The following is a 24,591-nucleotide window of genomic DNA, read 5'->3' as shown; positions in this document are numbered from 1 at the left end:
TTTTGCGCATATCAGTATCTAAAATTACAAAATATATTTGTGAAAAGCAATTCTGAAATCAAAAATATTGCAACAAACGTTCTGGTTGAAGAGGCCCGTGCTTTAAACAAATTAACGGAACGCATTGACAGTGATTTCATTGCTGTGATAAATACCATTCTCGGGCTAAAAGGTAGGGTTGTGTTAACTGGTGTTGGAAAAAGTGCCATCATTGCTCAAAAAATTGTCGCCACATTAAATTCCACGGGAACACCGGCTATTTTCATGCATGCCGCAGATGCTATTCATGGGGATTTAGGAATCATCCAGACAAATGACCTCGTGATCGTCATGTCCAAAAGTGGTAATACACCCGAAATCAAAGTATTGGTGCCTTTGTTAAGACAGACGCAAAGCCAGCTCGTGGCCTTGGTGGGCAACACGAATTCCTATTTGGCACAGCATGCCGATTTCATTTTGGACACGACTGTCGAGAAAGAAGCCTGCCCGCATAACCTCGCGCCCACAACGAGCACCACTGCCCAGCTGGCTATGGGTGATGCGCTCGCGATTTGCCTACTCGAATGCCGTGAATTCAGTGATAGGGATTTTGCGCGCTTTCATCCCGGCGGAGCATTGGGAAAACGCCTATATCTTAAGGTGGCCGATCTATCTATGCAAAACGGAAAGCCATCTGTTCAACCAGACACGCCGGTGAGGGGGGTTATTGTTACCATCACCCAACATCGTCTGGGCGCAGTAGCTGTTGTCGAAAACGGTATGCTTATGGGGATAATTACCGATGGTGACATCAGACGCATGCTGGAAAAGCATCTCCATATCGACCAGCTTACTGCAAAGGACATCATGGGCAGTTCACCAAAGACGATTGACAGCAACGAATTGGCCGTTAATGCACTCAACATCATGCGTGAAAATAACATAACGCAACTTTTGGTGTTACATAACCAATCATATGATGGAATAATCCACCTGCACGATTTGCTGAAAGAAGGGATTATTTGATTCGAAGATGAGCGGATTAAAAACTTAGATAATAATTTGATAATTAAGCTGGCGGTCGAAAGCTGATGGCCAAAAGCAAAAAAAAAACAACAAATGAATAAAAATTATTATGCCGTAATCATGGCAGGAGGTATTGGAAGCAGGTTTTGGCCAGTAAGCCGCACGAAGTTGCCCAAGCAGTTTATCGACATGTTGGGTACGGGAAAAACACTCATCCAAACAACTTATGAACGTTTTCTAAAGATAGTTCCCGAAGCAAACATTTTTGTCGCCACAAACGAGTCATATGCCGACCTTGTACGGGAGCAGTTGCCGAAATTGTCGCAACAACAGCTGATATTGGAACCCATTATGCGAAATACCGCACCTTGTATTGCCTATGCAAGTCATAAAATACAGCAACTGAATCCCGATGCCACCATGGTTATTGCTCCGGCAGACCACCTCATTTTGGAAACAGATACATTTGTGGGCGATGTGACCAAAGGGCTCAAATGCGCAGCAAGCTACGATTGGTTGATTACATTAGGCATCAAACCCGCGCGTCCGGATACAGGCTACGGTTATATTCAATATGGTAAAACAGCAACGGTTCCAGGTTTCAAAAAAGTGAAAACCTTTACGGAGAAACCCAATCTCGAATTAGCCAAAACTTTTTTGCAGAGCGGTGACTTCCTTTGGAATGCAGGGATATTCATCTGGTCTGCTAAATCCATTATCAAGGCGTTTGACAAGTACCAAACGGAAATGGGTGATGTATTTAGAGAAGGGACAGAAGTGTACAACTCCGATCGGGAGGCCAAGTTCATTTCCGGAGCTTTTGTGCGTTGTGTCAATATTTCCATCGATTTTGCCATTATGGAAAAGGCCGATAATGTGTACGTGCTCCCATCAGACTTCGGGTGGTCCGATTTAGGCACATGGTCTTCCGTATATGAGTTGGCGGAAAAGGACTACTTGGGCAATGCGTCCTCGTCTTCAGACAACGTAATCGTCTATGATTCCTCCAACTGCATGGTTCACACTCCCGAAAATAAGTTGGTCATCGTAAAAGGACTTCATAATTTCATCGTCGTTCAGTCGGATGATACTTTGATGATTTGTCCGAAGGATCAGGAACAAGGTGTCAAGCAAATTGTGGCCGATGTAAAGGAAAAGTTCGGGAACAAATATGTTTAGTTGGAACACGGATAACGCTGATTAGGCAGATGGCCACGGATTGATACGTTTAAATTGATTGTTTAGAGATTCGCGAAGATCAGTTAAATCCGCGTCATCAGCGTTCCATTTTCTTTATTATATATGGAATCAGGATTCGTAAAAACCGAGATAAACACCAATGGGTTAGCCGTCATTACCTTCGGCCATCCCGCCCATAATGCGTTACCGTCTAATTTGCTTGCCAATCTAAGCGACCAAATCCAATCTGCAGGCGATAACAGCGCCACCAAGCTCATCCTGTTGCAGAGCGAAGGCGATACCACATTCTGTGCTGGGGCTAGTTTTGATGAATTGCTGGCCATACAGGATGAAGATGCCGGCAAAGCGTTTTTCTCAGGGTTTGCTGATGTCATCAATGCGATGCGTAAGTCGCCAAAACTTATCGTAGGCAGAGTACAAGGTAAGGCTGTGGGGGGTGGTGTCGGGCTTATTGCCGCATGCGATTATTGTTTTGCAACGGAAAAGGCGGCAGTCAAGCTTAGCGAGGTTAGCATCAATATCGGTCCTTTTGTCATTGCCCCGGCCGTTGAACGTAAGATCGGCATCTCAGCGTTGACCGAGCTTTCGCTCAATCCCGCACGCTTTTTCGATGTGCAATGGGCACAACGGCACGACCTGTTCCATTCAGTAAGGCCGACAATCTTCGAATTGGATGAAGCCATCGAGCAATTTTGCGAACAGTTAATAAACAAAAACCAAGAAGCGCTTACGGCACTCAAGAAAACCTTATGGCATGGCACCAAGCATTGGGATGAATTGCTTTACAAGCAGGCAGCTATCAGTGGCCGGTTGGTGCTCAGTCCGGAAACCAAGCAGTTGTTGAAGACGTTTAAACGAAGCTAATCCACCTTAATAGCTGCTTGTATCTGCGCCGTATCCGAGGTTTATGTTGGGATTATCTGGGGAAATCCCATATAAAAGCCATATACCACACGGATAAGACTCAGATGATGGCGGGAGAAAGCAGGGAATTAGCAAGAAGAAGTGTATAGAACGCAGAAAAAAACCTATATTAGCATGGAAATACCCTGTTCCATGCGAAAACCATTATATGCCCTACTATTATGCGTATTGTGCTATGTGTCTGGGTATGCTCAAATGCATTCCAATAACAGAAAAGCACAACAGGCTTTTGAAACAGCAACAAACCAGCTGAAAAACCGCCAATATGACCCTGCCATCGCTTCACTGGAATCTGCCATTGCATTGGATGCTAGTTTCGCTGCCCCCCATCAACAACTTGGGGATATTCACCGAAGGCAGAAAAGCTATGAAAAAGCCGTAGAACATTATGCTCGTGTTGTTCAATTAGATTCGACATTGACATCACTTACGTGGTTTGGTTTGGGTGAAAGCCTTCTTTACCTTGGAAAGTATACCGAGGCCCTGCCCATGCTGCGAAAATATAGGCTTACACCTGGCTTGGATGCAGCAGGCCAACGACTTACAGACAAATATATTGCTGATTGTGAATTTAGCATTTCTGCCCTGAAAAAACCGTTGCCCTTCCATCCGCACAATCCCGGTGTGGCCATCAATAGCGAATACGATGAGTATTTCCCCAAGCTCACGGCAGATTACAAGACCATCATTTTCACCCGCAAGACGGACAACCGGGAAAATTTCTATGAAAGCACCCAAGATAGTAGCGGTACATGGCAAACCTCCCTCCCTTTGCAGGGCGACATCAATTCGGCACGCTATAACGAAGGAGCCCATTGCATTTCGCCCGATGGCAAATACTTATTCTTCACTGGATGTAATCGCCCGGGTGGGCTGGGTAGCTGCGATATCTATGTGTCAAGGCGAGAAGGCGACCGGTGGGGCGAGCCGCATAACCTGGGGTCTCCCGTCAATAGTCGAGGATGGGAAGCACAGCCTGCATTGAGTGCCGACGGACGGACGCTCTATTTCGTGAGCAATCGCCATGGCGGGCAAGGCGGCTATGATATTTGGAAATCTATCCTCCAGGACAATGGGCAATGGGGCGTCCCGCAAAATCTTGGTCCAGCCATCAACACGCCCTATGATGAAAGTTCACCCTATATCCACGCCGATAATCGCACGCTTTACTTTGCATCGAACGGTTGGCCGGGATTTGGCGACAAAGATATCTTCAAAAGTCAGCTAGATAGTGCTGGACATTGGCAGCATCCTGTCAACCTCGGCTATCCCATCAATGACCACCACGAACAAAGCGCGTTGTCTGTGAGTATGAATGGTAAACAAGCATATTTCTCAACCAGGAGGCCTGATGCCTTTGGAGGATTGGATATTTATTCCTTCGAGCTGCCGCAGTCCGTGCAACCCAATCCCGTGGCTTATCTCAAGGGCATTATCGTGGATGCTGAGAACGAAAAACCCATCCATGCTGAAGTGACTGTGACGGATATCCTCACCAACGAGACAGTGTACAATGAAAGGGCTGATTATGAAGACGGAACTTTCCTTGCCCCCCTACCCTTTGGCAAAACCTATGCATTGCATATCAAGCAGCCGGGTTATCTCTTTTTTTCCGAAAATTATCCCCTTGACGATAGCACCAAAATTAACGATGCTTATGAAATACGTATTACACTTTCGAGGATAAAGACGGGAAGCGCCGAAACACTCAACAACGTCTTTTTTGAGGTGAACCGTTATGAACTGCTACCCCGGTCGAAAAGCGATTTGGATAACCTTATTGGTTTCTTGAACCTGAATAAAGATGTACGGGTCGAAATCGGTGGGCATACAGATGATACAGGAAGCAAAGCCTACAATCAAACCCTTTCCGAAAATCGGGCAAAAGCAGTGCATGATTACCTGATTGACGCCGGGATACCGGCAGGAAGATTAAGTTACAAGGGGTATGGCCAGTCTCAACCAGTCGCTGGCAATGATACAGAAGAAGGACGACAGCTCAATCGCCGCACGGACTTCAAAATCATTGAATAAGGATAATTATCCATTTTATATTTATATGTAAAACACTTATATTGCGGTAGATTATAATCGATTTACTTGTATATCCAGCTCGTTATGAATAGGCATATGATAACATTCGCCGTTTGGTTCTTCCTTTTTAGTAAAGCCTGTTTTTCGCAAGTGTCACCTGGTGCGGAACTCCAACTAGTGGCCGATGGATTCAGTTTCACCGAAGGCCCCGCCGTAGATAAGGAAGGCAATGTGTTCTTCACAGACCAGCCCAACAACCGGATATGGAAATATGATGTGGATGGCAACCTGTCGGTATTTATGGAAAATGCAGGGCGCTCGAACGGACTGTATTTCGATAGCGAAGGCTTATTGATCGCCTGCGCCGATGAAAAATATCAGTTATGGCGCATCGATATGGACGGTAATGTCGAGAAACTGGCGGTCAACTACCTCGATTCTCTTTTCAATGGACCGAATGATACATGGGTATCGCCTTCAGGTTTGATTTACTTCACTGACCCCTATTACCAACGTGACTATTGGACACGAACATCGCCGGGGATGCAGTCGCAAGCCCTTTATCTATATCAGGACGGAACTGTAACGAGGTTGGACGACCAGTTTAAAAGACCCAACGGTATCGTCGGCACACCAGACGGCAAGTTTCTGTATGTTGCGGATATTGGAGATAGCAAAATTTACAAGTATCGTATCCAAAGCGATGGTTCGTTGACCGACAAGCAATTTTTTGCGCCTCAGGGTTCCGATGGTATGACCATTGATGAAGAAGGAAACCTGTACCTTACAGGTAAAGGTATTGATGTATATAACCCGCAGGGCGAGAAAATCACGCACATCCCCGTGCCGTCAAACTGGACGGCCAACATCTGTTTCGCTGGCCCAAACAGGGATCAGCTCTTCATTACAGCAACTGACAAGGTCTTTACCTTGAAAATGGCAGTTAAAGGGACAAAGTAGCCCCTTTTATGCATGCCGTCCAGCATGTTTTCCCTCTGCAATTTCTTCGACGATTTTGTTATTGAAGGCAGGGAGGTCATCAGGCGTACAACTGGTTATTAGTCCCTGCCTGTTGTTAGGCCTTTTCCCAAACCAAAAAAAGTGCTAAGTTTGAGCATGGAAAATGTTTTCTATGAAGGACAGGTGATATGGGCGCAGATTGATGCCAACAGGCATCTGCGGCATTCGGCCTATGCCGATTTCTGTGCACAAGCCAGGAGCAACATGCTTAAGAAAATGGGGTTGTCACTCGATAAGATTGCCGCGGTTGGTATTGGTCCTATACTCTTTCGGGAAGAATTGGTCTATTTAAGGGAGATACAACTTGATGAGTATGTGAAAGTGACTGTAGCGATGACCAAATATAACCTATTGAATTCCAGGTTTTCATTTCGCCATGAAATCTATCGAATGGATGGCACCAAATGCGCGGTGGTAACTGTAGACGGCGCTTGGATGGATGTAACAAAACGAAAACTTACTCCCTTGCCACTCGAATGGCAAACCATTGTGGAGCGCTTGCCTAAAAGTGAAGATTACCAAGAAATAACAACTTGACACATGCACTAACACTGTACACCATGAAGAAAATCACATTGGCTATTATGGCCACGCTATTGACGACGGCAATGAGCGCGCAGACCGCCAGCATTGTCTCAGGCAATACATCGTTCAGCATCGGCAGCATTGTCGGCACATTACAAGGCACTTTTGAAGCGCCTAAAGGTAAATTTGTCTTTGATCCTGCTAACCTCTCGGCGACACGAATAGACATTGCCATACCTGCAAACTCGGTGTTTACCGACCATAAAAGAAGAGATAGCGACGCCAAAGGGGAGAAATACCTCGATGTAGAACGGTTTTCCACCATCCGTTTCGTATCCACAAAAGTAGAAGCAAAGGACACCGGTTTTTTGGCTACCGGAAATCTTACCATCAAGGATATCACAAAAACAGTGACCTTACCCTTCGATGCAAAGAAAAACCAAGATGGCACATATTCCTTGTCAAGTACATTCGAGGTTAATCGGTTGGATTATGGTGTTGGAGGTAAAACATTCATGCTCCGTAATGTGGCTACAGTACATATGGATGCCTTGGCGAGATAATGGTATATAAAAAAGCCCGCAGTACCATCGTGGTGCTGCAGGCCAGGTGTTACTTATCCAATTATCTTACGCACAATACCCGTTTACTTTACCTCTACCAACCGGGAAGCAACCTTAGCTTCTTCTTTCTTCCCGATTTCTACTTTCAATATACCCTCATGGTATTGAGCGTTGATTTTGTTGTGGTCGATGCTTTCGGGCAAGGTGAAGGAGCGGGTAAATGAAGCGTAACTATATTCACGTTTGCTATACTTCTTACTTTCGTCCTTGGTTTCCGATTTCCGTTCAGCAGAGATTGTCAACACATCCCCGTCTACATTAATCTTAAAATCACCCTTTTCCAATCCTGGAGCGGCCAATTCAATATGATAGGCCTCGTTTGTCTCGGCCACGTTTACGGCAGGCACGCGTGAGATGAACCTGTCGGCCAAAAAAGAATCGTTGAAAATTGGGTTGAAAAGGTCATTTACCCAATTGTCTACCCCTCTGTTTTTGTTTCCTGAAAATTTTACCAATGTCATATTATAATCCTCCTATGATTTTAATTAATCTTTGGTAAGTGCTTTTCAAAATATATACCAACGAGGCGAAAAATAGATTTAATGACTTTTTGACATTAATCCCCTAAAAACTAAAGACAAAATGTCTTGTTTTTGCATTTATCGCTTCCATACCAGTGTAATGGAAGCGTTAGCCTTGTCGCCACCAAATGGAGGCTGGGTTTTGCAAATCTTTACTTCTATGGTATCGACAAATGGAAACCCTTTTCGGATACGGTTTAGCATGGTTTCGGCGACGGTTTCCAAAAGTTTTCTGGGAATTTTCATCTCCATCATAGCGATGTGATGTAATGTTTCATAATTCACGGTGTCGTTCAGGTCGTCCCTCCCCCTTCCATCCCGATCAAATTCCACCTTCATGTCCACCACAAATTCATTACCAAGCACCTGTTCCTCCGGATAATAGCCATGAAAAGCATAAAAACGCAAATCGGTAAGGGCCACTTGTTGTCTAATGTGCTCCATATCAGCAAACCTACTGATATTTTTTGATTCGTGACCATAACTTAACGCAGCGCAGTTGTGCAATCATATGCTCCTCTACTCTTTTCCTTGCCAAATATTATTGGTATACTTGTGCACAAAGATACACGAATATAAGTGCGCGTTTTTGCCGTATAAAACACCAATAAACAGATATGAGCCAATACCAAGCGCCAGACTACTACCTGTTGGATGAACTCATCAGTGAAGAACACCGGCTCATCCGTGATAGTGTGCGTCAATGGGTAAACAAAGAACTATTGCCCATCATCGAAGATTATGCACAGCGAGCGGAATTCCCCAGCCAGCTATTGCCTGAGATGGCCCAACTTGGCTTGTTTGGCCCTACCATACCTGAGGAACATGGTGGTGCCGGACTGGATTATCTTGCCTATGGTATCATGATGCAGGAACTTGAACGTGGCGATTCCGGCATTCGCTCCACCGCATCTGTGCAAGGGTCGTTGGTCATGTATCCGATATATGCTTTTGGCAGTGATGAGCAAAAGCAAAAGTATTTGCCAAAATTGGCAAGTGGTGAACTTATGGGATGCTTTGGGCTTACGGAGCCCAATCACGGCTCCAACCCTACCGGTATGCTTGCTCATTTCAAAGATGCTGGCGACCATGTGGTGCTTAACGGAGCCAAGATGTGGATATCTAATGCGCCATTTGCCGATATCGCAATTGTATGGGCAAAAAATTCCGAGGGCAACGTACAGGGGTTGATTGTGGAACGCGGCATGGAAGGATTCTCCACACCGGAAACACATAACAAATGGAGCCTGCGGGCCTCTGCCACCGGCGAGTTGGTGTTCGATAATGTAAAAGTGCCGAAAGCCAACATCCTGCCAGGAGTAGCAGGTATGCGCGGCCCGCTCAGCTGCCTCAACCAAGCTCGCTATGGCATTGCCTGGGGTGCACTCGGTGCCGCTATGGATTGTTACGACACTGCGGTGCGCTATGCCAAGGAACGCGAACAATTTGGAAAACCAATAGGTGGATTCCAGTTGCAGCAGAAAAAGTTGGCTGAAATGCTGACTGAGATTACCAAAGGTCAGTTATTGGTATGGCGTTTGGCTACGCTCAAGAATGAGGACCGCGCTTCGCCTGCCCAGATATCAATGGCCAAACGCAACAGCGTAGCCACCGCGCTCCATGTGGCACGAGAAGCCCGGCAAGTGCTCGGAGCAATGGGCATCACTGGAGAATACCCCATCATGCGGCACATGATGAATCTCGAATCCGTGGTGACCTATGAAGGCACGCATGATATTCACCTGCTGATTACCGGCATGGACATCACGGGCATCAACGCATTCAATTGATAATTAATAGTTATATAACATGCATAAATCATCCATTTCTGCTGGAGTGCTTGTCTTGTTGACACTTCCAGCCCTAGCGCAAAACAAAATGAAACCCGAAGAAACCGAAGTATGGGAACCGGAACCACGCGCGGTAACCACTTCCCCCGACAAAGCCCCGTCAGATGCCATCGCATTGTTTGATGGCACTTCGCTTGATCAATGGGTGAGCAAGAAAGATGGCTCCTCCCCTGCCGAGTGGACAGTGGCCGAAGGAGCCTTTACCGTGGTAAAAGGGAAAGGCGATATCCAAACCAAGCAAGAATTTACGGATTACCAGCTTCATGTGGAGTGGAAGAGCCCCACGGAAATCGTGGGCAAAGGCCAAGGTCGTGGGAATAGCGGTATATTTATGCAAGGATTATATGAAGTGCAGGTACTAGACAGCTATGGCAACCGTACCTATTCCAATGGCCAGGCGGCAAGCCTCTACAAACAACGTATTCCCCTGGTCAATGCAACTAAGCCTCCCGGTGAATGGCAAACCTACGACATCATCTGGACAGCCCCGCGTTTCAACGCAGATGGTATACTGATCAGCAAGGCGCGTGTCACCGTTATCCACAATGGTGTATTGGTGCAAAACAATGTGGAGCTTGATGGTCCAACCGAATATATCGGTATACCCAAATATAAAGCACACGGGGCTGGCCCAATTATCCTGCAAGACCATGGAAATCCCGTAAGTTTCAGGAATATATGGATTAGGCCTTTGTAATGATCAATGATTAATTAAAAAGGCCGGAAAACGTTACGTTTTCCGGCCTTTTTATTACAAACTGACAATTGACAATCAACCATTAACAATTGCCATCGCTTTCTCGTAGCTTTCGTTGTGCACGGTAGACACAGCGCGTCCGGATGGGTCGTTCACATTTTGGAAAGACGCATCCCATGCCAGCGCCTCAGGGGTGCTGCAGGCCACAGATTTGACCGATGGCACGGTCAACGAAGCAGCATCCGAAGGGAAATGTTCGGCAAAGATAGATCGATAGAGGTATTCCTCTTTGTTTTGGGGTGGATTGATGGGGAAACGCGTTGCCGCTGTGGCCAATGCCTCGTCACTGACCTTCTGCTTGGCTTGTTCCTTCAATGTATCAATCCAGCTATAACCCACACCATCAGAAAACTGTTCTTTTTGCCGCCAAGCAATACTTTCCGGCAGATAATCCTCAAAAGCTTTCCGCACAATCCATTTCTCCATCCGGCCTCCCGTAATCATTTTATCGGACGGGTTCAGTCGCATGGCGATGTCTATAAATTCCTTATCCAGAAAGGGTACGCGTCCCTCCACACCCCACGCAGCCAACGATTTGTTAGCCCGCAAGCAATCGTAGAGGTGCAATTTGCTCAATTTACGGACGGTCTCCTCATGGAATTCTTTTGCGTTGGGTGCCTTATGGAAATACAGGTATCCACCAAACAGCTCATCTGAGCCCTCACCAGAAAGCACCATCTTGATCCCCATCGATTTGATTACGCGGGCAAGCAGGTACATCGGCGTAGATGCCCGGATGGTGGTTACGTCATAGGTTTCCAAATGATAGATTACATCGCGGATGGCATCTAGCCCCTCTTGGATCGTAAAATTAATTTCATGATGTATGGTGCCGATATGGTCGGCTGCCTTCTTGGCGGCTATCAAATCAGGTGAACCTTTCAGTCCCACGGCAAAAGAGTGCAGGCGTGGATACCAAGCCTTTTCCTGATCGTTGGATTCAACGCGACGAGAGGCGAATTTCTTGGTGACCGCAGCAATAACGGATGAATCCAATCCACCGGATAACAACACACCATAGGGCACATCAGACATGAGCTGGCGATGCACGGCATCTTCCAGTCCCTTACGGAGCACAGCCATATCCGAAACTTGGGCTTCCACATTTTCATAGTGTTCCCAATCCCGTGAATACCATTTTTGGGGTTTGGCACTTTCCTTACTATACATATAATGCCCGGGAGGAAAGGTCTCGATACGGCTGCAATATCCTTCGAGCGACTTCATTTCGGAAGCGACGAAAACGCTTCCCAAGTCATTCCATCCAATATAGAGCGGGACGATCCCCATGTGGTCACGGGCAATCAAATAAGTGTCGTGTTCAATATCATACAAGGCAAAAGCAAAGATACCATTGAGATCTTCGATAAAGGAAGCCCCTTTTTGCTCGTATAAAGCCAATATTACCTCACAATCGCTTTGCGTGGAAAATTGATAATCAGGTAACTGATTTCGCAACTGTTGGTGGTTATAAATCTCACCATTTACCGCAAGCACCACATTGCCGTTTGCACTATACAATGGCTGCTGGCCAGACTTAGGATCAACAATCGCTAAACGTTCATGCGCCAAGATAGCGCCACCAGCACTATATATCCCTGACCAATCTGGTCCGCGATGACGAATCTTCTTCGACATCTTTAACACTTGGGGACGCAATTCTTCTGACTTTACCTTCAAGTCAAAAGCACCAATAATTCCACACATATATTAATACAATTAAATGTTAGTCATAGCTATAATCAACGCAAAGTAACGAATTAAATATTGATATTCGCAACAAAATCTTATTTTTCTAACGATTTTTTCAAAAAAACAACAAAAACAAAGAAATTATATCAACGAAACATTCAATATAATATCACATTTTTAATATAATTAGATGCTGGTGTTCATTGATTTTTCTGCATGCGCTAACGTTTTTCACTTTCTCGCAAAGTCGCGAAGCTTCGAAGTGGCTCCCTTTTCATCTTCGCGTGAAATGAATTTTTAAGGCGCAATCCGCTGGCTGGCGGACGTGAGCGAAAGCGGATTTTTGTCGCAGACCTATGCTGAACAATTGCATATATCACGCAATTTATCTAAGTTTGGATGCAATCTAAGAGAAACACAGGATAATTAGAAAAGTACGTGAAGAAACGAATCGCTATTTTTGCTTCAGGCTCTGGCTCAAACGCCCAAAAGATAATGGAATATTTCAAGTACCATGACCATGCCGAAGTGGCGCTTGTATTGAGCAATAATCCGGATGCCTATGTGTTACAACGCGCGGACAATTTCGAAGTACCTACACATGTTTTTGATAAACACGAATTTTATCACACGGATACAATCGTTAACGTACTAGATAAACTCAATATAGACATAATTGTCCTGGCCGGTTTTATTTTGTTGGTACCCAAAAACCTGCTACAAAAATATCCCAACAAAATCATCAACATCCATCCAGCCCTTCTACCTGCATATGGAGGTAAAGGCATGTATGGTGATCGTGTGCACCAAGCCATTTTGGATGCCAAGGAGGAAGAATCGGGCATCACCATCCATTTTGTCAATGAGCACTTTGATGAAGGAGAAGTCATTTATCAAGCCCGCTTCCGGATTGAGCCCGGAGATAGTATAGAAATAGTTAAATTCAAGGGGCAACAACTCGAGCATCTCCACTATCCAAAGGTCGTAGAAAATCTACTGAAAAAGATGTAATGCGATATGACTTAGCGGTTGGTTGCTCACCCATAAAATATTACCTTTGCGGTTCATAAATAAATAGCGAATGAGCCATCCCGTTAAGATAAAAAATGCATTGGTTTCTGTCTACTACAAAGACGACCTTGCCCCACTAATCCATTTATTAAATAAATATGGGGTCACCTTCTATTCCACAGGTGGCACAGAAACATTTATCCGCGAACTTGGCCATGCTGTGGTTCCGGTGGAAGATCTTACTGGATACCCGTCCATATTGGGTGGCAGGGTCAAAACATTACATCCAAAGGTTTTTGGTGGCATTCTATCCCGCCGTCCATTAGAAGCAGATAAGGTACAGTTACAGGAGTATGAAATACCCGAAATCGATTTGGTCATTGTAGACCTTTATCCTTTCGAAGAAACCGTGTCTTCGGGAGCATTAGAGCAAGACATCATCGAGAAAATCGATATCGGGGGCATAGCGCTTATTCGCGCCGCAGCCAAGAATCACAATGATGTGGTCATCATTTCATCCAAAGAAGACTATAAACTCCTTGCCGACACCCTCGCCGAAAATGAAGGTTATACGTTTTTGCAGCACCGCAAGGAATTTGCCAAACGAGCGTTCAACGTATCTTCCCACTATGATTCGGCCATATTTAATTATTTCAACCGGGAAGAGCCTTTACAGGTATTCAAACGAAGTGAGCAACATGCACAGGTACTCCGGTATGGCGAAAACCCTCATCAGGCAGGTATCTTTTATGGTAATTTGAATGAATTGTTCGACAAATTGAATGGCAAGGAGCTATCCTACAATAATCTGGTAGATATCGATGCTGCCGTGGCACTCATCGATGAGTTTGACAGTCCTACATTTGCCATCCTAAAGCATACCAACGCATGTGGTGTGGCCTCTCGGCCGGATTTGCATTCGGCGTGGCAAGATGCGTTGGCCTGCGATCCAGTTTCCGCTTTTGGGGGTGTGCTCATTTGCAATGGACAAGTAGACGACGCAACTGCCGCTGAAATCAACAAGCTTTTCTTTGAAGTACTCATCGCACCGGACTACAGCGAAACTGCACTTCGTATACTCACCAGCAAGAAAAACAGGATATTACTGAAGAGAAAAGCTATTAAGTTGCCTGAAAAACAATTCAAGACGTTATTGAACGGCATCATTGAGCAAGACAAAGACTTGGTAATAGAAGGGTCGGACAATATGGAGGTTGTTACAACCATGGTGCCCACCGAAAAAGAGTTCGAGGATCTGTTTTTTGCAAATAAAATCGTCAAACACACGAAATCGAACGCCATTGTGTTGGTCAAAGACGGCCAACTATCGGCCAGCGGTGTCGGACAAACATCGCGAGTAGATGCCCTGCGCCAAGCTATTCAAAAGGCCAAGTCATTTGGTTTCGATCTACGTGGGGCCGTCTTGGCATCAGATGCCTTTTTCCCATTCCCAGATTGTGTGGAAATCGCAGCGGAAGCCGGCATCACAGCCATTACACAGCCCGGAGGATCCATCCGTGATAAGGAATCCGTTGAAATGGCCAATAATAAGAAGGTAGCGATGGGTGTTACCGGCGTAAGGCATTTTAAGCATTGATTATGGAACGCGGATGACACTGGTTTAACGGATTTACACAGATAAACCGATCTCTGCGGTCATCTGCTTAATCCGTGCTATCCGCGTTCAATTATAAACTAACTCGTTATGAAATTCGGAAGCGTAGACAATCCAGAAGCAATAGATTTCACTTTACCTCCTACTCACCCAGATACAACGGCTTTACTGGGCAAGCATAAAATGCGTAAGGATTTGGAAGTATTTGTGGGCTGTGCCAAATGGAACAAGCAAGACCTCAAGGGGTTCTATCCACGGGGCACTAAGGACGAATTGGTTTATTATGCTACCCAGTTTAACAGTATCGAATTGAATGGCACCTTTTATAATTCGCCAGACAAGCAGCAGGTGGAAACTTGGAAAAGCAAAACCCCCGCTGATTTCAAATTTTTCCCAAAGGTGCCTCAATCCATCAGCCACTACGGACGTTTGCTGAATGTGGATGAGAAAATGACTGCGTTCGCTGACGCGATTACGCTATTCGAAGAAAAATTGGGGGTGAGTTTCCTCCAACTACACGACAATTTCAAGCCCAAAGACTTTGATAGGTTGGCTACTTTCGTGAAGAAATTCGCCAAATCCATACCATTGGCCGTGGAGGTTCGGAATTCGGAATGGTTTTCGGACGAATCTGTTAGGGTATCGCTTTACCAACTATTGGAAGAACAGCAGGTGGCGAATGTGCTGGTGGATACTGCTGGTCGTCGCGACATGCTGCACATGCGGCTTACTACGCCCTCGGCTTTCGTGCGTTATGTGGGCGCCAACCACCCCACAGATTACAAGCGATTGGACGATTGGATCACCCGCATCTCGGAATGGCGGGACGCGGGATTGCAATCGCTTTACTTTTTCGTCCACCAAAACATCGAAGTGGAATCCCCGCTGTTATCCACGTATTTCGTGGATAAACTGAACAGGGATTTGGGCTTGCAAGTAAAGGGGCCTGTAGACTTGCAAGCGCCAAAGAATTCCCCTTAATGTGAATGCCCCGTCGAACCAGATAAGACCGCTTTGATGAAAAATGCACCCTTGGTTACTATTTTTGTGCCTTCCGGTATTACAACGGCTGGTGTAATGGCCGTGTAGCCCATTTCCGAAACCCCTTTCGCCACTTCTATTCGCTCGAAATTCATGGAACCACTGGCGGCGGCATGCTCTACCTCCCCTCCTTCTGCATGGTCATGGCCGTCTGCATGATGGTGATTTTCCGGAGATTTATCCGTAACGACGAAAATATAAGCGTTATCCCCTTCGTCCACGATGGCTCCGTTTGGGACGGCTGTTGACAATGTTTTGTCAAGGCTGATGGTTGCGGTGATGTTCATGCCGTCAATGAGATCGCTTTTATCACCATTTACATAGCAGTGCACGGGTATGGTTTTGCTATTGCCCTCAAATGTCGCGCCGATACCGAATATGCTGGCATCATACGTTTTGCTTGGGATATTGGTTAGCATGAAGTGGATGTTTTGCCCAATTTTCAGGAGGGGTAAATCCTTCTCAAAGACATTCAAATCCAAATGTAATTGATGGTTTTCAACAATTTCCGCCATTGGCGTAGACACATCCACATAGCTTCCCAGATTGGTAAAGATACGGCTGACGGTTCCGCTTATCGGACTGGTGATGGCCAGTTCGGTTTTAAGGTTATCGGGACTAACGGTGCTCGGATCGATACCCATCAGGCGGAGCTGTTGAAAGAGCGAAGCTTTGCGGGCACGTTGTGCCTTGAGTTCGGATTCCACATTTTGGAGGTTTTTCAACGCCCCTACATTGCCCTCATTCAGCTCTTGCTGGCGTTTCCGTTCCTGCTCAGCAAAGACTATCCTGCTGCTGATGGTCAGGTATTCTTCTTGAAGCTGGATAAACTGTGGATGCACAATGGTGGCGATAACCGACCCTTTTTTCACGGATGTACCTACATCCACACGGAGTGTTTTGATGACTCCCCCATAAAGTGCAGTGATGCTGGCCTTATTGGCATTGGGAACCTTTAACCTGCCATTGGCCTTGATGGTTGCTGTTAGCTCCTTTTGCTCAATCTCTCCCAATGATAGCTTGATGGATTGCATTTGATCTGCCGTAAGTGTCGCGATGGTCGAATTTTCCTCATGCCCGCTTTCGTCATTGGATGCCGTTTCGTTTTTACCGTGGCTATGGCCATCATTTTCCGAATGGCTGCTGCACGCGCTGAAGATAAAGAAGGAAATAAAAACAACCCCTACAACAATCCATTGATAATGGCTAACTATAATTTTGTTGGTTTTCATTGCGTTTGTTATTTATTGATTAAGAAGTTAATATCGATGACTGCCTGGTTAAGTTGTTGGACAGCGTTGAGGTAGGCCAGCTCAATATCCGTGGAGGTTTGCAGCGCGTATAGGTATTCCACATAGGTGATTTCGCCCGTGCGGTATCCCAGCTGGGCGGCTGCTATGATTTGTGCGGCATTGGGCAAGGCCTGGTTCAAAAAATAATTGTACCGCTGCATGTGCAGTTCGTATTGTTCCATTGCATTCTGCAATTCAGCGCGCAGCACCCGCTGTTGTTGTTGGCCCCTGGCTTCTGCTGCCTGCTTTTGATAGTCCAGCGCGCGGATACGTCCCTTCGTGGCGCCCAGCGTGAGGGGGATGGCGATACCCGCATTGACGAAGTTGAAGCGCTTGTCGCGCCCATAATAACGCTCTTGGTTGTCGACCATATAGGAGCCCACCAATGACTGGCTGGTGTAACCCACTGTTATATCGGGTAGGGCTTGTGCTTTTTCCACGTTCTTGCTTTGTTCGGCAACGAGCGCCTCCTGATACAATCCCCGGACAATGGGGTGTGTGGTTATCGCAGCGCTATCCACCAGCGTGCTTACTTTCAAGGGCTCGTACGTCGCTGTTGAAGTGACAGAAAAATCGGCATCGGTATTCAGCAATGCATGGAGGCTGTTGTAGGCATTCCGCAGTAGCGTCTCGTTTTCGTCCAATAGCAAATTGATCTCCCCTCTTTTCGTTTTTGCGGTGCTTACTTCCAATTGGCTGGTCTCGCCAGTTTTATGGCGGATGGAAGCCGCCTTGACGAAATCAACAAATAAGCTGTCCAGATGGGCTAACTTGAGTTGGTTATGCTGCAAATACTGGATCTGGTAAAAATAGGTCCTTACCTGGTTCTTCAATTCGTTTATGGTGATTTCGCGCCGTATTTGGCTGGCTTCCACCGCTGCCTGCAGCAACTTGCTCCGTGCGCCGAACAAGCCCGGAAAGGGAATGGTCTGCGACAATTGGAACGCATTGTCTTTTTCCAGGCCGTTGAAATGGCCATATTGTCCGCTGATTTCCGTTTTGGGCAATTCGAATGCCGTCCTTTTCCTGCTTTCCGAAGCTTTGATTTCCAGGTCTTCCGACATGACCCCCCTATTGTTGGATACGGCCATTGAGATGGCCTCTTCGATAGTCAGTTCCCCCATGCTATCCCTTTCCTGGGCAAGCGAAAATTGTGAAGGAAGCCCCATGAGTACCAAGGCCACAATCAAAGGCAGTGCCCCTTTCGCCGGGTTGATATTTCCCCGTTTGGTTTTGGTATGGAGCAACAGATATAGCGATGGCAGCACAAATAAGGTGAGGAATGTAGCGGTAACCAACCCACCTATCACTACGGTCGCCAGCGGCCGCTGCACTTCTGCCCCTGCCGAAGTGCTTAGTGCCATGGGCAGGAAACCCAAACTGGCCACCGTAGCCGTCAATAGTACTGGTCTCAACCGGATTTTCGTCCCTTCGATGACCCGCTTCACCGCATCGTCCCATCCGTCCTTTTTCAATTGGTTGAATGTTCCGATGAGCACAATGCCATTCAACACCGCCACCCCAAACAAGGCAATGAATCCGATGCCTGCCGAAATACTGAAAGGCATGTCGCGTAAAAGCAAGGCAAACACCCCGCCGATGGCACTCATGGGTATGGCCGTAAAAATAAGGGCGGCCTGCTTGAAGGAGTGAAACGTAAAATATAGCAACATAAAAATCAACAGCAAGGACACAGGTACAGCAACCATGAGGCGCGCTGAGGCCTCTTGCAGGTTTTCGAACATACCACCAAAGGTATAATAGTAGCCTGTTGGAAGTTTGTCCTGTTGTTCAAATTTTCTCTGTATTTCACGTACCACACTGGCCACATCCCGTCCGGTGAGGTTAAACCCAATGACAATCCGCCGTTTTCCATCTTCCCTGCTGATTTGTGCTGGGCCTACCTTATATGAAACGTCGGCAAGCTGCGAAAGCGGCACCTGGTTGCCCGAAGGAAGTGGTACCCACAGGTTGCTTACATCCTCAATGGAGGTTCTGTATGTGCTGTCCAATCGGACAACCAAATCAAACCGGCGTTCATTCTCAAAGACCTGTCCAGCGGTCTTCCCCGCGAACGCCATGCTCAAGATATCATTGAGTTCCCTGACGTTCAAACCGTAATTGGCTATTCGCGTACGATCATATTCGACATTGATTTGTGGTAGGCCCGCTATCCGTTCAATTTGTGGTTCGGTGACACCCCGGACCCCTCGAATCAGGTTTGCAAACCGATTGGCATACACTAATAACGAGTCAAGGTTTTCACCGAATATCTTTACGGCCACATCTTGCCGTACGCCTGTCATCAATTCGTTGAAACGCATCTGAATCGGCTGGTTGGCCTCAAAAAATACGCCCGGTATAATGGCCAGTTTTTCCAAGATTTCGTCCGATAGCTGTTTATAGCTCTTCTTCTCCGGCCATTCATCCCGGGGCTTCAGGATGATCATCATATCCGTTGCCTCTGGAGGCATTGGATCCGTGGGTACTTCTGCGGCACCTGTTTTACCCACCATCATTTTCACCTCGTCGAAACTTTTGATGATTCGCGAAGCCTGCATCGACGTTTCGATGCTTTGGCTCAGCGATGTTCCCTGTGGAAGGATGCAGTGGAAGGCAAAGTCGCCTTCTTCCAGGTTTGGGATGAATTCGCCCCCCATTCTTGAAAAAAGAAACAGCGAAAAGGCAAATACGGCGACGGTGCTGCATATAAGGATATATTTGATACGGATGGCCTTTTGCAGCAATGGCTGGTAAATACGTTGCAGATAGGCAATCATCCGGTCAGAAAATTTCGCCTTTCCATTTATCTTCTTGGGTAGAAAGAGGGCGCACATCATGGGAATATAGGTGAGCGATAGGATGAGCGCGCCAAATATGGCAAACCCGACTGTCATGGCCATCGGGCGAAACATTTTACCCTCGATACCCACCAGCGTCAAAATAGGGATATACACAATGAGGATGATGATCTCACCGAAAGCCGCACTGGTCCGGATCTTCGAGGCGGAAACGAATACCTCCTCATCCATCTCACTTTGTGTGAGTTTGCCTGTGGATTTCCGTAAGCCCAAATGGTGCAGCGTAGCCTCCACGACGATAACGGCACCATCCACAATCAACCCGAAGTCAATGGCCCCGAGACTCATCAAATTTGCGCTAACCCCGAACACGCGCATCATCCCCAAGGCAAATAGCATCGCTAAAGGGATTGCGGAGGCAACGATGAGACCCGCACGAAAATTTCCTAAGAAAATAACCAGTACAAAAATAACGATCAAGGCCCCCTCAATCAGGTTTGTTTGCACGGTTCCCATAGCCCGGCCAACCAGGTCGGTTCTGTCTAGGTAAGGTTCGATAATCACGTCTTCGGGCAACGATTGTTGGATCGTGGGGATTTTCTGCTTAACGCGTTGTACCACCTCATTACTGTTCTCGTCTTTGAGCATCATCACCACGCCCCCTACGACCTCCACTTCACCATTATAGGTAAGCGCCCCATATCTGACGGCATTCCCAAAACGAACCTTGGCTATATCTTTGATGTAAACTGGCACACTGCCGGGGTTGCTCTTAACCATAATATCCCCAATGTCTTCCAGTGAATTGACCAATCCAATACCCCTGATGAAATATGCATTAGGCTTCTTGTCGATATAAGCGCCCCCTGTATTCTGGTTATTCTCTTCCAATGCCGAAAAGATGTCAGGAATACTTACATCCATGGCTTTCAGCTCATCCGGATTGACCGCCACTTCATATTGCTTGAGTTGCCCCCCAAGACTGTTGATTTCTGCGACACCCGGCGTTCCTCTTAGCTGACGAGCCACGATCCAGTCTTGCATCGTACGCAGGTCCATGGCCGAATACTTGTCTTCGCTACCGGGTTTGGGATGCACGATATATTGGTACACCTCTCCCAATCCCGTGCTTACCGGGGCGAGCTCAGGTATCCCGATGCCTTCAGGGATTTGCTCCACAGCTTCTTGGAGCCGTTCATTGATGAGCTGGCGGGCAAAATAGATGTCGACGTCCTCTTGGAATACCGCTGTGATGACAGACAATCCAAAGCGGGAAATGCTTCGTGTTTCTTCCAAATTGGGCACATTAGCAATGCTTTGTTCAATGGGAAATGTAACCAACTGTTCAACTTCCTGCCCCGCAAGTGTCGGACAGCGCGTAATGATCTGTACTTGGTTATTCGTAATGTCGGGTACGGCGTCTATGGGCAGCTTGGTTGCACTCCATGCCCCCCATATGATGAGTATGAGTGTCATCAAGCCAATGATAAACTTGTTCTTGATGCTGAACTTAATGATGTAATTTAACATTTTGTTTAACGGATTAATTCGTTGGCAATCAATTCTTGCTCTCAGGTAAGCGAAAACGACGGGACGTCCCTATCGGAATCGACCTACACTACGGAAAAACATGGAAAAATTGAAAAATTAAGCCGTCAACTTGGGGGGTTGCCAAATATCGTCACAATAAGAGTTGGGAATGTGATTGGTGCTATCAACGCCCATTTTTACCGAATTTATGGGGAAATAAACCGGACTTACTGCATGATGTAGATTGAAATTCGATGTCAATGTAGTCCCACAACAGGGACAAACACAAAATGGCCCACACAAATCGTGGAAATGATTGTGTGAATCTTCCGCTGGCGCGATATAGGTTATGTGAACAACCCCATATACAACCAATGTATCATTGCAGGGGAAGAATGACACTGCAGTGATGTATAGAAAGCATGTGATTCTTAGAAGCTTCACGCAGCAAAGATACATTTTTTTAACAAAATCGTTGAAAAACTTGGATTCTTGGATCAGTTGTCAAACTTCTCCAATTGCCGTAGCAGTGTCGCAAAATCCTTAGGATAAGGTGCTTCGAAATGATAATCCTTGCCATTAATCGTAAAACGAAGTTCACGTGCATGGAGCGCAAATCGCCTGATGATGGGTTGCTCTTCCTGCCCTTTACCCAAGGTGAAACCCCTCTTTTTGATTTGTGAGAGGTAAATGGGCTTACCCTTGTAAAGCGTATCGCCCACGATGGCTGCACGTTGTGTGGCCAAGTGTATGCGGATTTGATGCATCCGACCGGTTACAGGTCGGCATTCCACCAAGGTATATTGCTTGAAATAGTGTAGCGACTTGAAATAGGTTTCAGCGCGTTTGCCATTGGCCCGGTCAATGGTGACGTTCTTGTTACCAAGGTTAAGGATCGAGAAATCCACTAAGAGATCCTCGAAGACATGGGTTCCCTCAATAATGGCATGGTATATTTTGGATACCCTTCGGCGTTCAAATTCGATGGATACCAGTCGGTAAGTCTCCGGATTTTTGGCGATAAGGAGCAGACCTGAGGTTTCCTTATCAAGCCGGTGGCATACCTGTGCATCGGCATGGTATTTTTTTGCTAAACGGAGTACACTGGCCTCTCCGCCTTCTCGTTCGTCCAAGGATGCCAAGAACGGGGGTTTATTGATTACGATGAGATTGTCATCCTCATGGATGATCAAATCGTCAAACTTCGGTGGTTTCAACGTACGATCTTCAAGCATATCGTGGGCAAAAGTACGGAGATTTAGGCTAAAATTGAGGGAATGCCTTGTCTATTTCCGATAAAACCAAATTTAACACGGCACCATACAAATCATCCCGCCCCTGGATTGCATCAGACAGGTAAATGATTTCGTAACTTTATGGTAAGTAAGATTACATCATGGAACGGATTACCATTGAATTACGTAATAAAAGTAAGCGAGAAATGTTGCTGAAAATTCTTAACGCTGAACCTTTTGCTGGGGCTGCGGCGTTTGGAAATGGGCCGGAACCGTTTGTATACGGCGTCAAACCGTACGGAAAATATGCCAAACCGTACGGGAAATGGGGCTAACCATACGGTAGTAAGGCAGCATAAAACGGTTTCGGGTTAAAGGCGTACGGCAATGGGGTATTACCAAACACCGCGGGTGTAAAACCGTATGGCGGAGCGCTATAACCATCCTATTCCAAGCCATAGGCGTATGGAAATATACGGTAACCGTACGCCGGGAAGGTATTACCGTATGCCGGGACTCTGGAATAAAACGGTTCCGGGTCATTGACATACGGAAATGCTCCAAAACCGTATGCCGGAGGCATATAACCAAACGCCGCAGCGCCTTCACCGTACGGTTACAACCTAAAACCATACGGAAACGCTCCATTTCCGTACGGAAATAACCCACGGGTATCCACCGGGCACCTTAACCATACGGTTCCAGACCAAAACCATACGGAAATGCGCCATTTCCGTACGGAAATAACCCACGGGTATCCACCGGGCACCTTAACCATACGGTTCCAGACCAACACCATACGGAAATGCGCCATTTCCGTACGGAAATAACCCGCCGGCATACGCCGAAGCACCAGAACCGTATCACTTCAAGCCTTTTCCAAACGGTAGCTGGGCATTTCCAAACGGTTCTAGGCGACCCAAAACAGACTAAAACTCGTCAGATTAGGCATTACTTAACATATCTTCCCGATCTTCTCCCTGCATATCCGACCCACCACATCCTGCATCCGTGTCACTGTGCCGATGAGTATCCGCAATTCCTCTGCGGTAATACCGTAATCCGGCTTATACCGGGCCTCGACATACCCACGCTTGAGCAGGTCAAAGAGGTGGCGCTCCTGGTCATCCAGCGCGGGTGTGTGGAAGACAGCGTATAGCTCCACCGAAATGTGCTTGGCATAATTGCGTAGCTTTTGTAGGTTATGGGTCTTGGGTTTGTAGCCCGTGAATACCAACAACGCGGTGCTGTAAAAACATTCGGTTGCTTGATGCAGGGAAAACGCGGACAACCTAAAATCAATTTCCTCCAAGTAAAACTTGGCTCCCTTTAAAAAGCCTCGGCCTCTTGGAAACCAAAGCTCAAAATAGCCCTGTGCTTTGTCTCTTTTTTCCTGTAGGGTAAGTTTAGCAGGTTCGGTGAATCGGTAGTTGCCCGTGTCGTAAAGCAGGATGCCTCTATGTATGATTTCCGTAAAGAAATACTGCCCAAGACGCAATCCCTCATTGATGTAGTCGACATCATGTACAATGGGACTCACTACATTCTTAACGTGGCCGGTGCGGTTCTCAATATGGCTGATGATGGCATGTTCCTTCTCCTGTCCCTCGCTTTTCTTGATAACCACCAGGAAGTCGTAGTCACTGATGTAGCTGTAACGCACACCGTCTTCCACGTACTCGTCTTCCACCCACTTGTCCGACGCATGGCTGCCGAACAGGATGACCTTCTCAGGCTTCGCCACCTCCTTGATGATTTCAAGAATTCTGGCGATTTCATGTTGTTTGGATTCGGGTAAATGGGATAAGGGGTTCATCCGGTAAAAATAGAAACTTTTAACCACTACATGCTAAAAACCGGACTGATATTATCAATGTGATAGCGTTAACCACTCCAAGGAATATATTGGTTGGTC

General features: G+C 46.6%; 20 protein-coding genes. 13 read left to right on the top strand and 7 right to left on the bottom strand.

Going from position 1 to position 24,591, the window contains the following annotated elements; all coding sequences use genetic code 11:
- Positions 1-39 precede the first annotated feature (39 nt).
- The 7 genes from NF543_RS07755 to NF543_RS07725 all read left to right on the top strand — a co-directional run bounded on the left by NF543_RS07755 (position 40) and on the right by NF543_RS07725 (position 7,271).
- Positions 40-1,005 carry a KpsF/GutQ family sugar-phosphate isomerase gene (locus NF543_RS07755; RefSeq protein WP_257667549.1) on the top strand — a complete coding sequence of 322 codons (966 nt, stop codon included), beginning with the start codon at positions 40-42 and terminating at the stop codon, positions 1,003-1,005.
- Positions 1,006-1,098: 93 nt separating this feature from the next.
- Positions 1,099-2,184 (top strand): mannose-1-phosphate guanylyltransferase, encoded by a 1,086-nt coding sequence (locus NF543_RS07750; RefSeq protein WP_257667548.1) that lies wholly within the window; start codon positions 1,099-1,101, stop codon positions 2,182-2,184.
- 123 nt (positions 2,185-2,307) lie between these two features.
- Positions 2,308-3,069, top strand: a complete 762-nt coding sequence (locus tag NF543_RS07745; RefSeq protein ID WP_257667547.1) for an enoyl-CoA hydratase/isomerase family protein — start codon at positions 2,308-2,310, stop codon at positions 3,067-3,069.
- Between the two features lie 192 nt (positions 3,070-3,261).
- Positions 3,262-5,163, top strand: a complete 1,902-nt coding sequence (locus tag NF543_RS07740) for an OmpA family protein (RefSeq protein ID WP_257667546.1) — start codon at positions 3,262-3,264, stop codon at positions 5,161-5,163.
- 96 nt (positions 5,164-5,259) lie between these two features.
- Positions 5,260-6,123, top strand: coding sequence for an SMP-30/gluconolactonase/LRE family protein (locus NF543_RS07735; protein WP_257667545.1), 864 nt, complete (start codon positions 5,260-5,262; stop codon positions 6,121-6,123).
- 156 nt (positions 6,124-6,279) lie between these two features.
- A complete protein-coding gene (locus tag NF543_RS07730) occupies positions 6,280-6,720 on the top strand; it encodes an acyl-CoA thioesterase (RefSeq protein ID WP_257667544.1) in 441 nt (146 codons plus the stop codon).
- Between the two features lie 23 nt (positions 6,721-6,743).
- Entirely contained in the window at positions 6,744-7,271 is a 528-nt protein-coding gene (locus NF543_RS07725; RefSeq protein WP_257667543.1) for a YceI family protein, read from the top strand.
- Between the two features lie 83 nt (positions 7,272-7,354).
- Here NF543_RS07725 and NF543_RS07720 read toward each other — a convergent pair whose 3' ends face one another.
- Together NF543_RS07720 and folB are read right to left on the bottom strand one after the other, a co-directional pair.
- Complete coding sequence (locus tag NF543_RS07720; protein WP_257667542.1) at positions 7,355-7,792, bottom strand: Hsp20/alpha crystallin family protein; 438 nt, start codon at positions 7,790-7,792, stop codon at positions 7,355-7,357.
- A gap of 138 nt (positions 7,793-7,930) precedes the next feature.
- On the bottom strand, positions 7,931-8,296 hold the full coding sequence (gene folB, locus NF543_RS07715) for a dihydroneopterin aldolase (protein WP_257667541.1): 366 nt from the start codon (positions 8,294-8,296) through the stop codon (positions 7,931-7,933).
- Between the two features lie 173 nt (positions 8,297-8,469).
- Here folB and NF543_RS07710 point away from each other — a divergent pair, with 173 nt between their 5' ends.
- The gene (locus NF543_RS07710; RefSeq protein WP_257667540.1) at positions 8,470-9,642 is read left to right on the top strand and encodes an acyl-CoA dehydrogenase family protein; all 1,173 of its coding nucleotides are present in this window, start codon (positions 8,470-8,472) and stop codon (positions 9,640-9,642) included.
- Positions 9,643-9,661: 19 nt separating this feature from the next.
- On the top strand, positions 9,662-10,399 hold the full coding sequence (locus NF543_RS07705; protein WP_257667539.1) for a 3-keto-disaccharide hydrolase: 738 nt from the start codon (positions 9,662-9,664) through the stop codon (positions 10,397-10,399).
- A 75-nt stretch (positions 10,400-10,474) separates the two neighbouring features.
- Here NF543_RS07705 and asnB read toward each other — a convergent pair whose 3' ends face one another.
- Entirely contained in the window at positions 10,475-12,166 is a 1,692-nt protein-coding gene (gene asnB / locus NF543_RS07700) for an asparagine synthase B (RefSeq protein ID WP_257667538.1), read from the bottom strand.
- 423 nt (positions 12,167-12,589) lie between these two features.
- Between asnB and purN the strand changes: the two genes are divergently transcribed.
- The 3 genes from purN (at position 12,590) to NF543_RS07685 (ending at position 15,758) form a co-directional block, all read left to right on the top strand.
- A complete protein-coding gene (gene purN, locus NF543_RS07695) occupies positions 12,590-13,162 on the top strand; it encodes a phosphoribosylglycinamide formyltransferase (RefSeq protein ID WP_257667537.1) in 573 nt (190 codons plus the stop codon).
- Positions 13,163-13,232: 70 nt separating this feature from the next.
- Positions 13,233-14,759, top strand: coding sequence for a bifunctional phosphoribosylaminoimidazolecarboxamide formyltransferase/IMP cyclohydrolase (purH, locus tag NF543_RS07690; RefSeq protein WP_257667536.1), 1,527 nt, complete (start codon positions 13,233-13,235; stop codon positions 14,757-14,759).
- Positions 14,760-14,867: 108 nt separating this feature from the next.
- Positions 14,868-15,758 (top strand): DUF72 domain-containing protein, encoded by an 891-nt coding sequence (locus NF543_RS07685; protein WP_257667535.1) that lies wholly within the window; start codon positions 14,868-14,870, stop codon positions 15,756-15,758.
- Here NF543_RS07685 and NF543_RS07680 read toward each other — a convergent pair.
- The 3 genes from NF543_RS07680 to NF543_RS07670 all read right to left on the bottom strand — a co-directional run bounded on the left by NF543_RS07680 (position 15,755) and on the right by NF543_RS07670 (position 22,676).
- Positions 15,755-17,050 (bottom strand): efflux RND transporter periplasmic adaptor subunit, encoded by a 1,296-nt coding sequence (locus NF543_RS07680; RefSeq protein ID WP_257667534.1) that lies wholly within the window; start codon positions 17,048-17,050, stop codon positions 15,755-15,757. The two genes, NF543_RS07685 and NF543_RS07680, sit on opposite strands and share 4 nt — an antisense overlap.
- 8 nt (positions 17,051-17,058) lie before the next feature.
- A complete protein-coding gene (locus NF543_RS07675; RefSeq protein ID WP_257667533.1) occupies positions 17,059-21,441 on the bottom strand; it encodes a CusA/CzcA family heavy metal efflux RND transporter in 4,383 nt (1,460 codons plus the stop codon).
- Positions 21,442-21,938: 497 nt separating this feature from the next.
- Positions 21,939-22,676 (bottom strand): RluA family pseudouridine synthase, encoded by a 738-nt coding sequence (locus NF543_RS07670; RefSeq protein ID WP_257667532.1) that lies wholly within the window; start codon positions 22,674-22,676, stop codon positions 21,939-21,941.
- Positions 22,677-22,837: 161 nt separating this feature from the next.
- Between NF543_RS07670 and NF543_RS07665 the strand changes: the two genes are divergently transcribed.
- Positions 22,838-23,011: a hypothetical protein gene (locus NF543_RS07665; protein WP_257667531.1), complete on the top strand. Its 174-nt coding sequence runs from the start codon at positions 22,838-22,840 to the stop codon at positions 23,009-23,011.
- Positions 23,012-23,631: 620 nt separating this feature from the next.
- Here NF543_RS07665 and NF543_RS07660 read toward each other — a convergent pair.
- On the bottom strand, positions 23,632-24,492 hold the full coding sequence (locus tag NF543_RS07660; RefSeq protein ID WP_257667530.1) for a HEPN domain-containing protein: 861 nt from the start codon (positions 24,490-24,492) through the stop codon (positions 23,632-23,634).
- Between the last annotated feature and the right edge of the window lie 99 nt (positions 24,493-24,591).

The organism is Parapedobacter tibetensis (assembly GCF_024704835.1).
Classification (GTDB): Bacteria; Bacteroidota; Bacteroidia; order Sphingobacteriales; family Sphingobacteriaceae; genus Parapedobacter; species Parapedobacter tibetensis.
The sequence above is the reverse complement of the archived record's forward strand: the minus strand, read 5'-3'. Positions and strand labels throughout refer to the sequence as shown.

Coding starts and splice junctions, on each gene's coding strand:
- NF543_RS07750 (WP_257667548.1), top strand. CDS start 1,099: ATGAATAAAAATTATTATGCCGTAATCATGGCAGGAGGTATTGGAAGC.
- NF543_RS07745 (WP_257667547.1), top strand. CDS start 2,308: ATGGAATCAGGATTCGTAAAAACCGAGATAAACACCAATGGGTTAGCC.
- NF543_RS07740 (WP_257667546.1), top strand. CDS start 3,262: ATGCGAAAACCATTATATGCCCTACTATTATGCGTATTGTGCTATGTG.
- NF543_RS07735 (WP_257667545.1), top strand. CDS start 5,260: ATGATAACATTCGCCGTTTGGTTCTTCCTTTTTAGTAAAGCCTGTTTT.
- NF543_RS07730 (WP_257667544.1), top strand. CDS start 6,280: ATGGAAAATGTTTTCTATGAAGGACAGGTGATATGGGCGCAGATTGAT.
- NF543_RS07725 (WP_257667543.1), top strand. CDS start 6,744: ATGAAGAAAATCACATTGGCTATTATGGCCACGCTATTGACGACGGCA.
- NF543_RS07720 (WP_257667542.1), bottom strand. CDS start 7,792: ATGACATTGGTAAAATTTTCAGGAAACAAAAACAGAGGGGTAGACAAT.
- folB (WP_257667541.1), bottom strand. CDS start 8,296: ATGGAGCACATTAGACAACAAGTGGCCCTTACCGATTTGCGTTTTTAT.
- NF543_RS07710 (WP_257667540.1), top strand. CDS start 8,470: ATGAGCCAATACCAAGCGCCAGACTACTACCTGTTGGATGAACTCATC.
- NF543_RS07705 (WP_257667539.1), top strand. CDS start 9,662: ATGCATAAATCATCCATTTCTGCTGGAGTGCTTGTCTTGTTGACACTT.
- asnB (WP_257667538.1), bottom strand. CDS start 12,166: ATGTGTGGAATTATTGGTGCTTTTGACTTGAAGGTAAAGTCAGAAGAA.
- purH (WP_257667536.1), top strand. CDS start 13,233: ATGAGCCATCCCGTTAAGATAAAAAATGCATTGGTTTCTGTCTACTAC.
- NF543_RS07685 (WP_257667535.1), top strand. CDS start 14,868: ATGAAATTCGGAAGCGTAGACAATCCAGAAGCAATAGATTTCACTTTA.
- NF543_RS07680 (WP_257667534.1), bottom strand. CDS start 17,050: ATGAAAACCAACAAAATTATAGTTAGCCATTATCAATGGATTGTTGTA.
- NF543_RS07675 (WP_257667533.1), bottom strand. CDS start 21,441: ATGTTAAATTACATCATTAAGTTCAGCATCAAGAACAAGTTTATCATT.
- NF543_RS07670 (WP_257667532.1), bottom strand. CDS start 22,676: ATGCTTGAAGATCGTACGTTGAAACCACCGAAGTTTGACGATTTGATC.
- NF543_RS07665 (WP_257667531.1), top strand. CDS start 22,838: ATGGAACGGATTACCATTGAATTACGTAATAAAAGTAAGCGAGAAATG.
- NF543_RS07660 (WP_257667530.1), bottom strand. CDS start 24,492: ATGAACCCCTTATCCCATTTACCCGAATCCAAACAACATGAAATCGCC.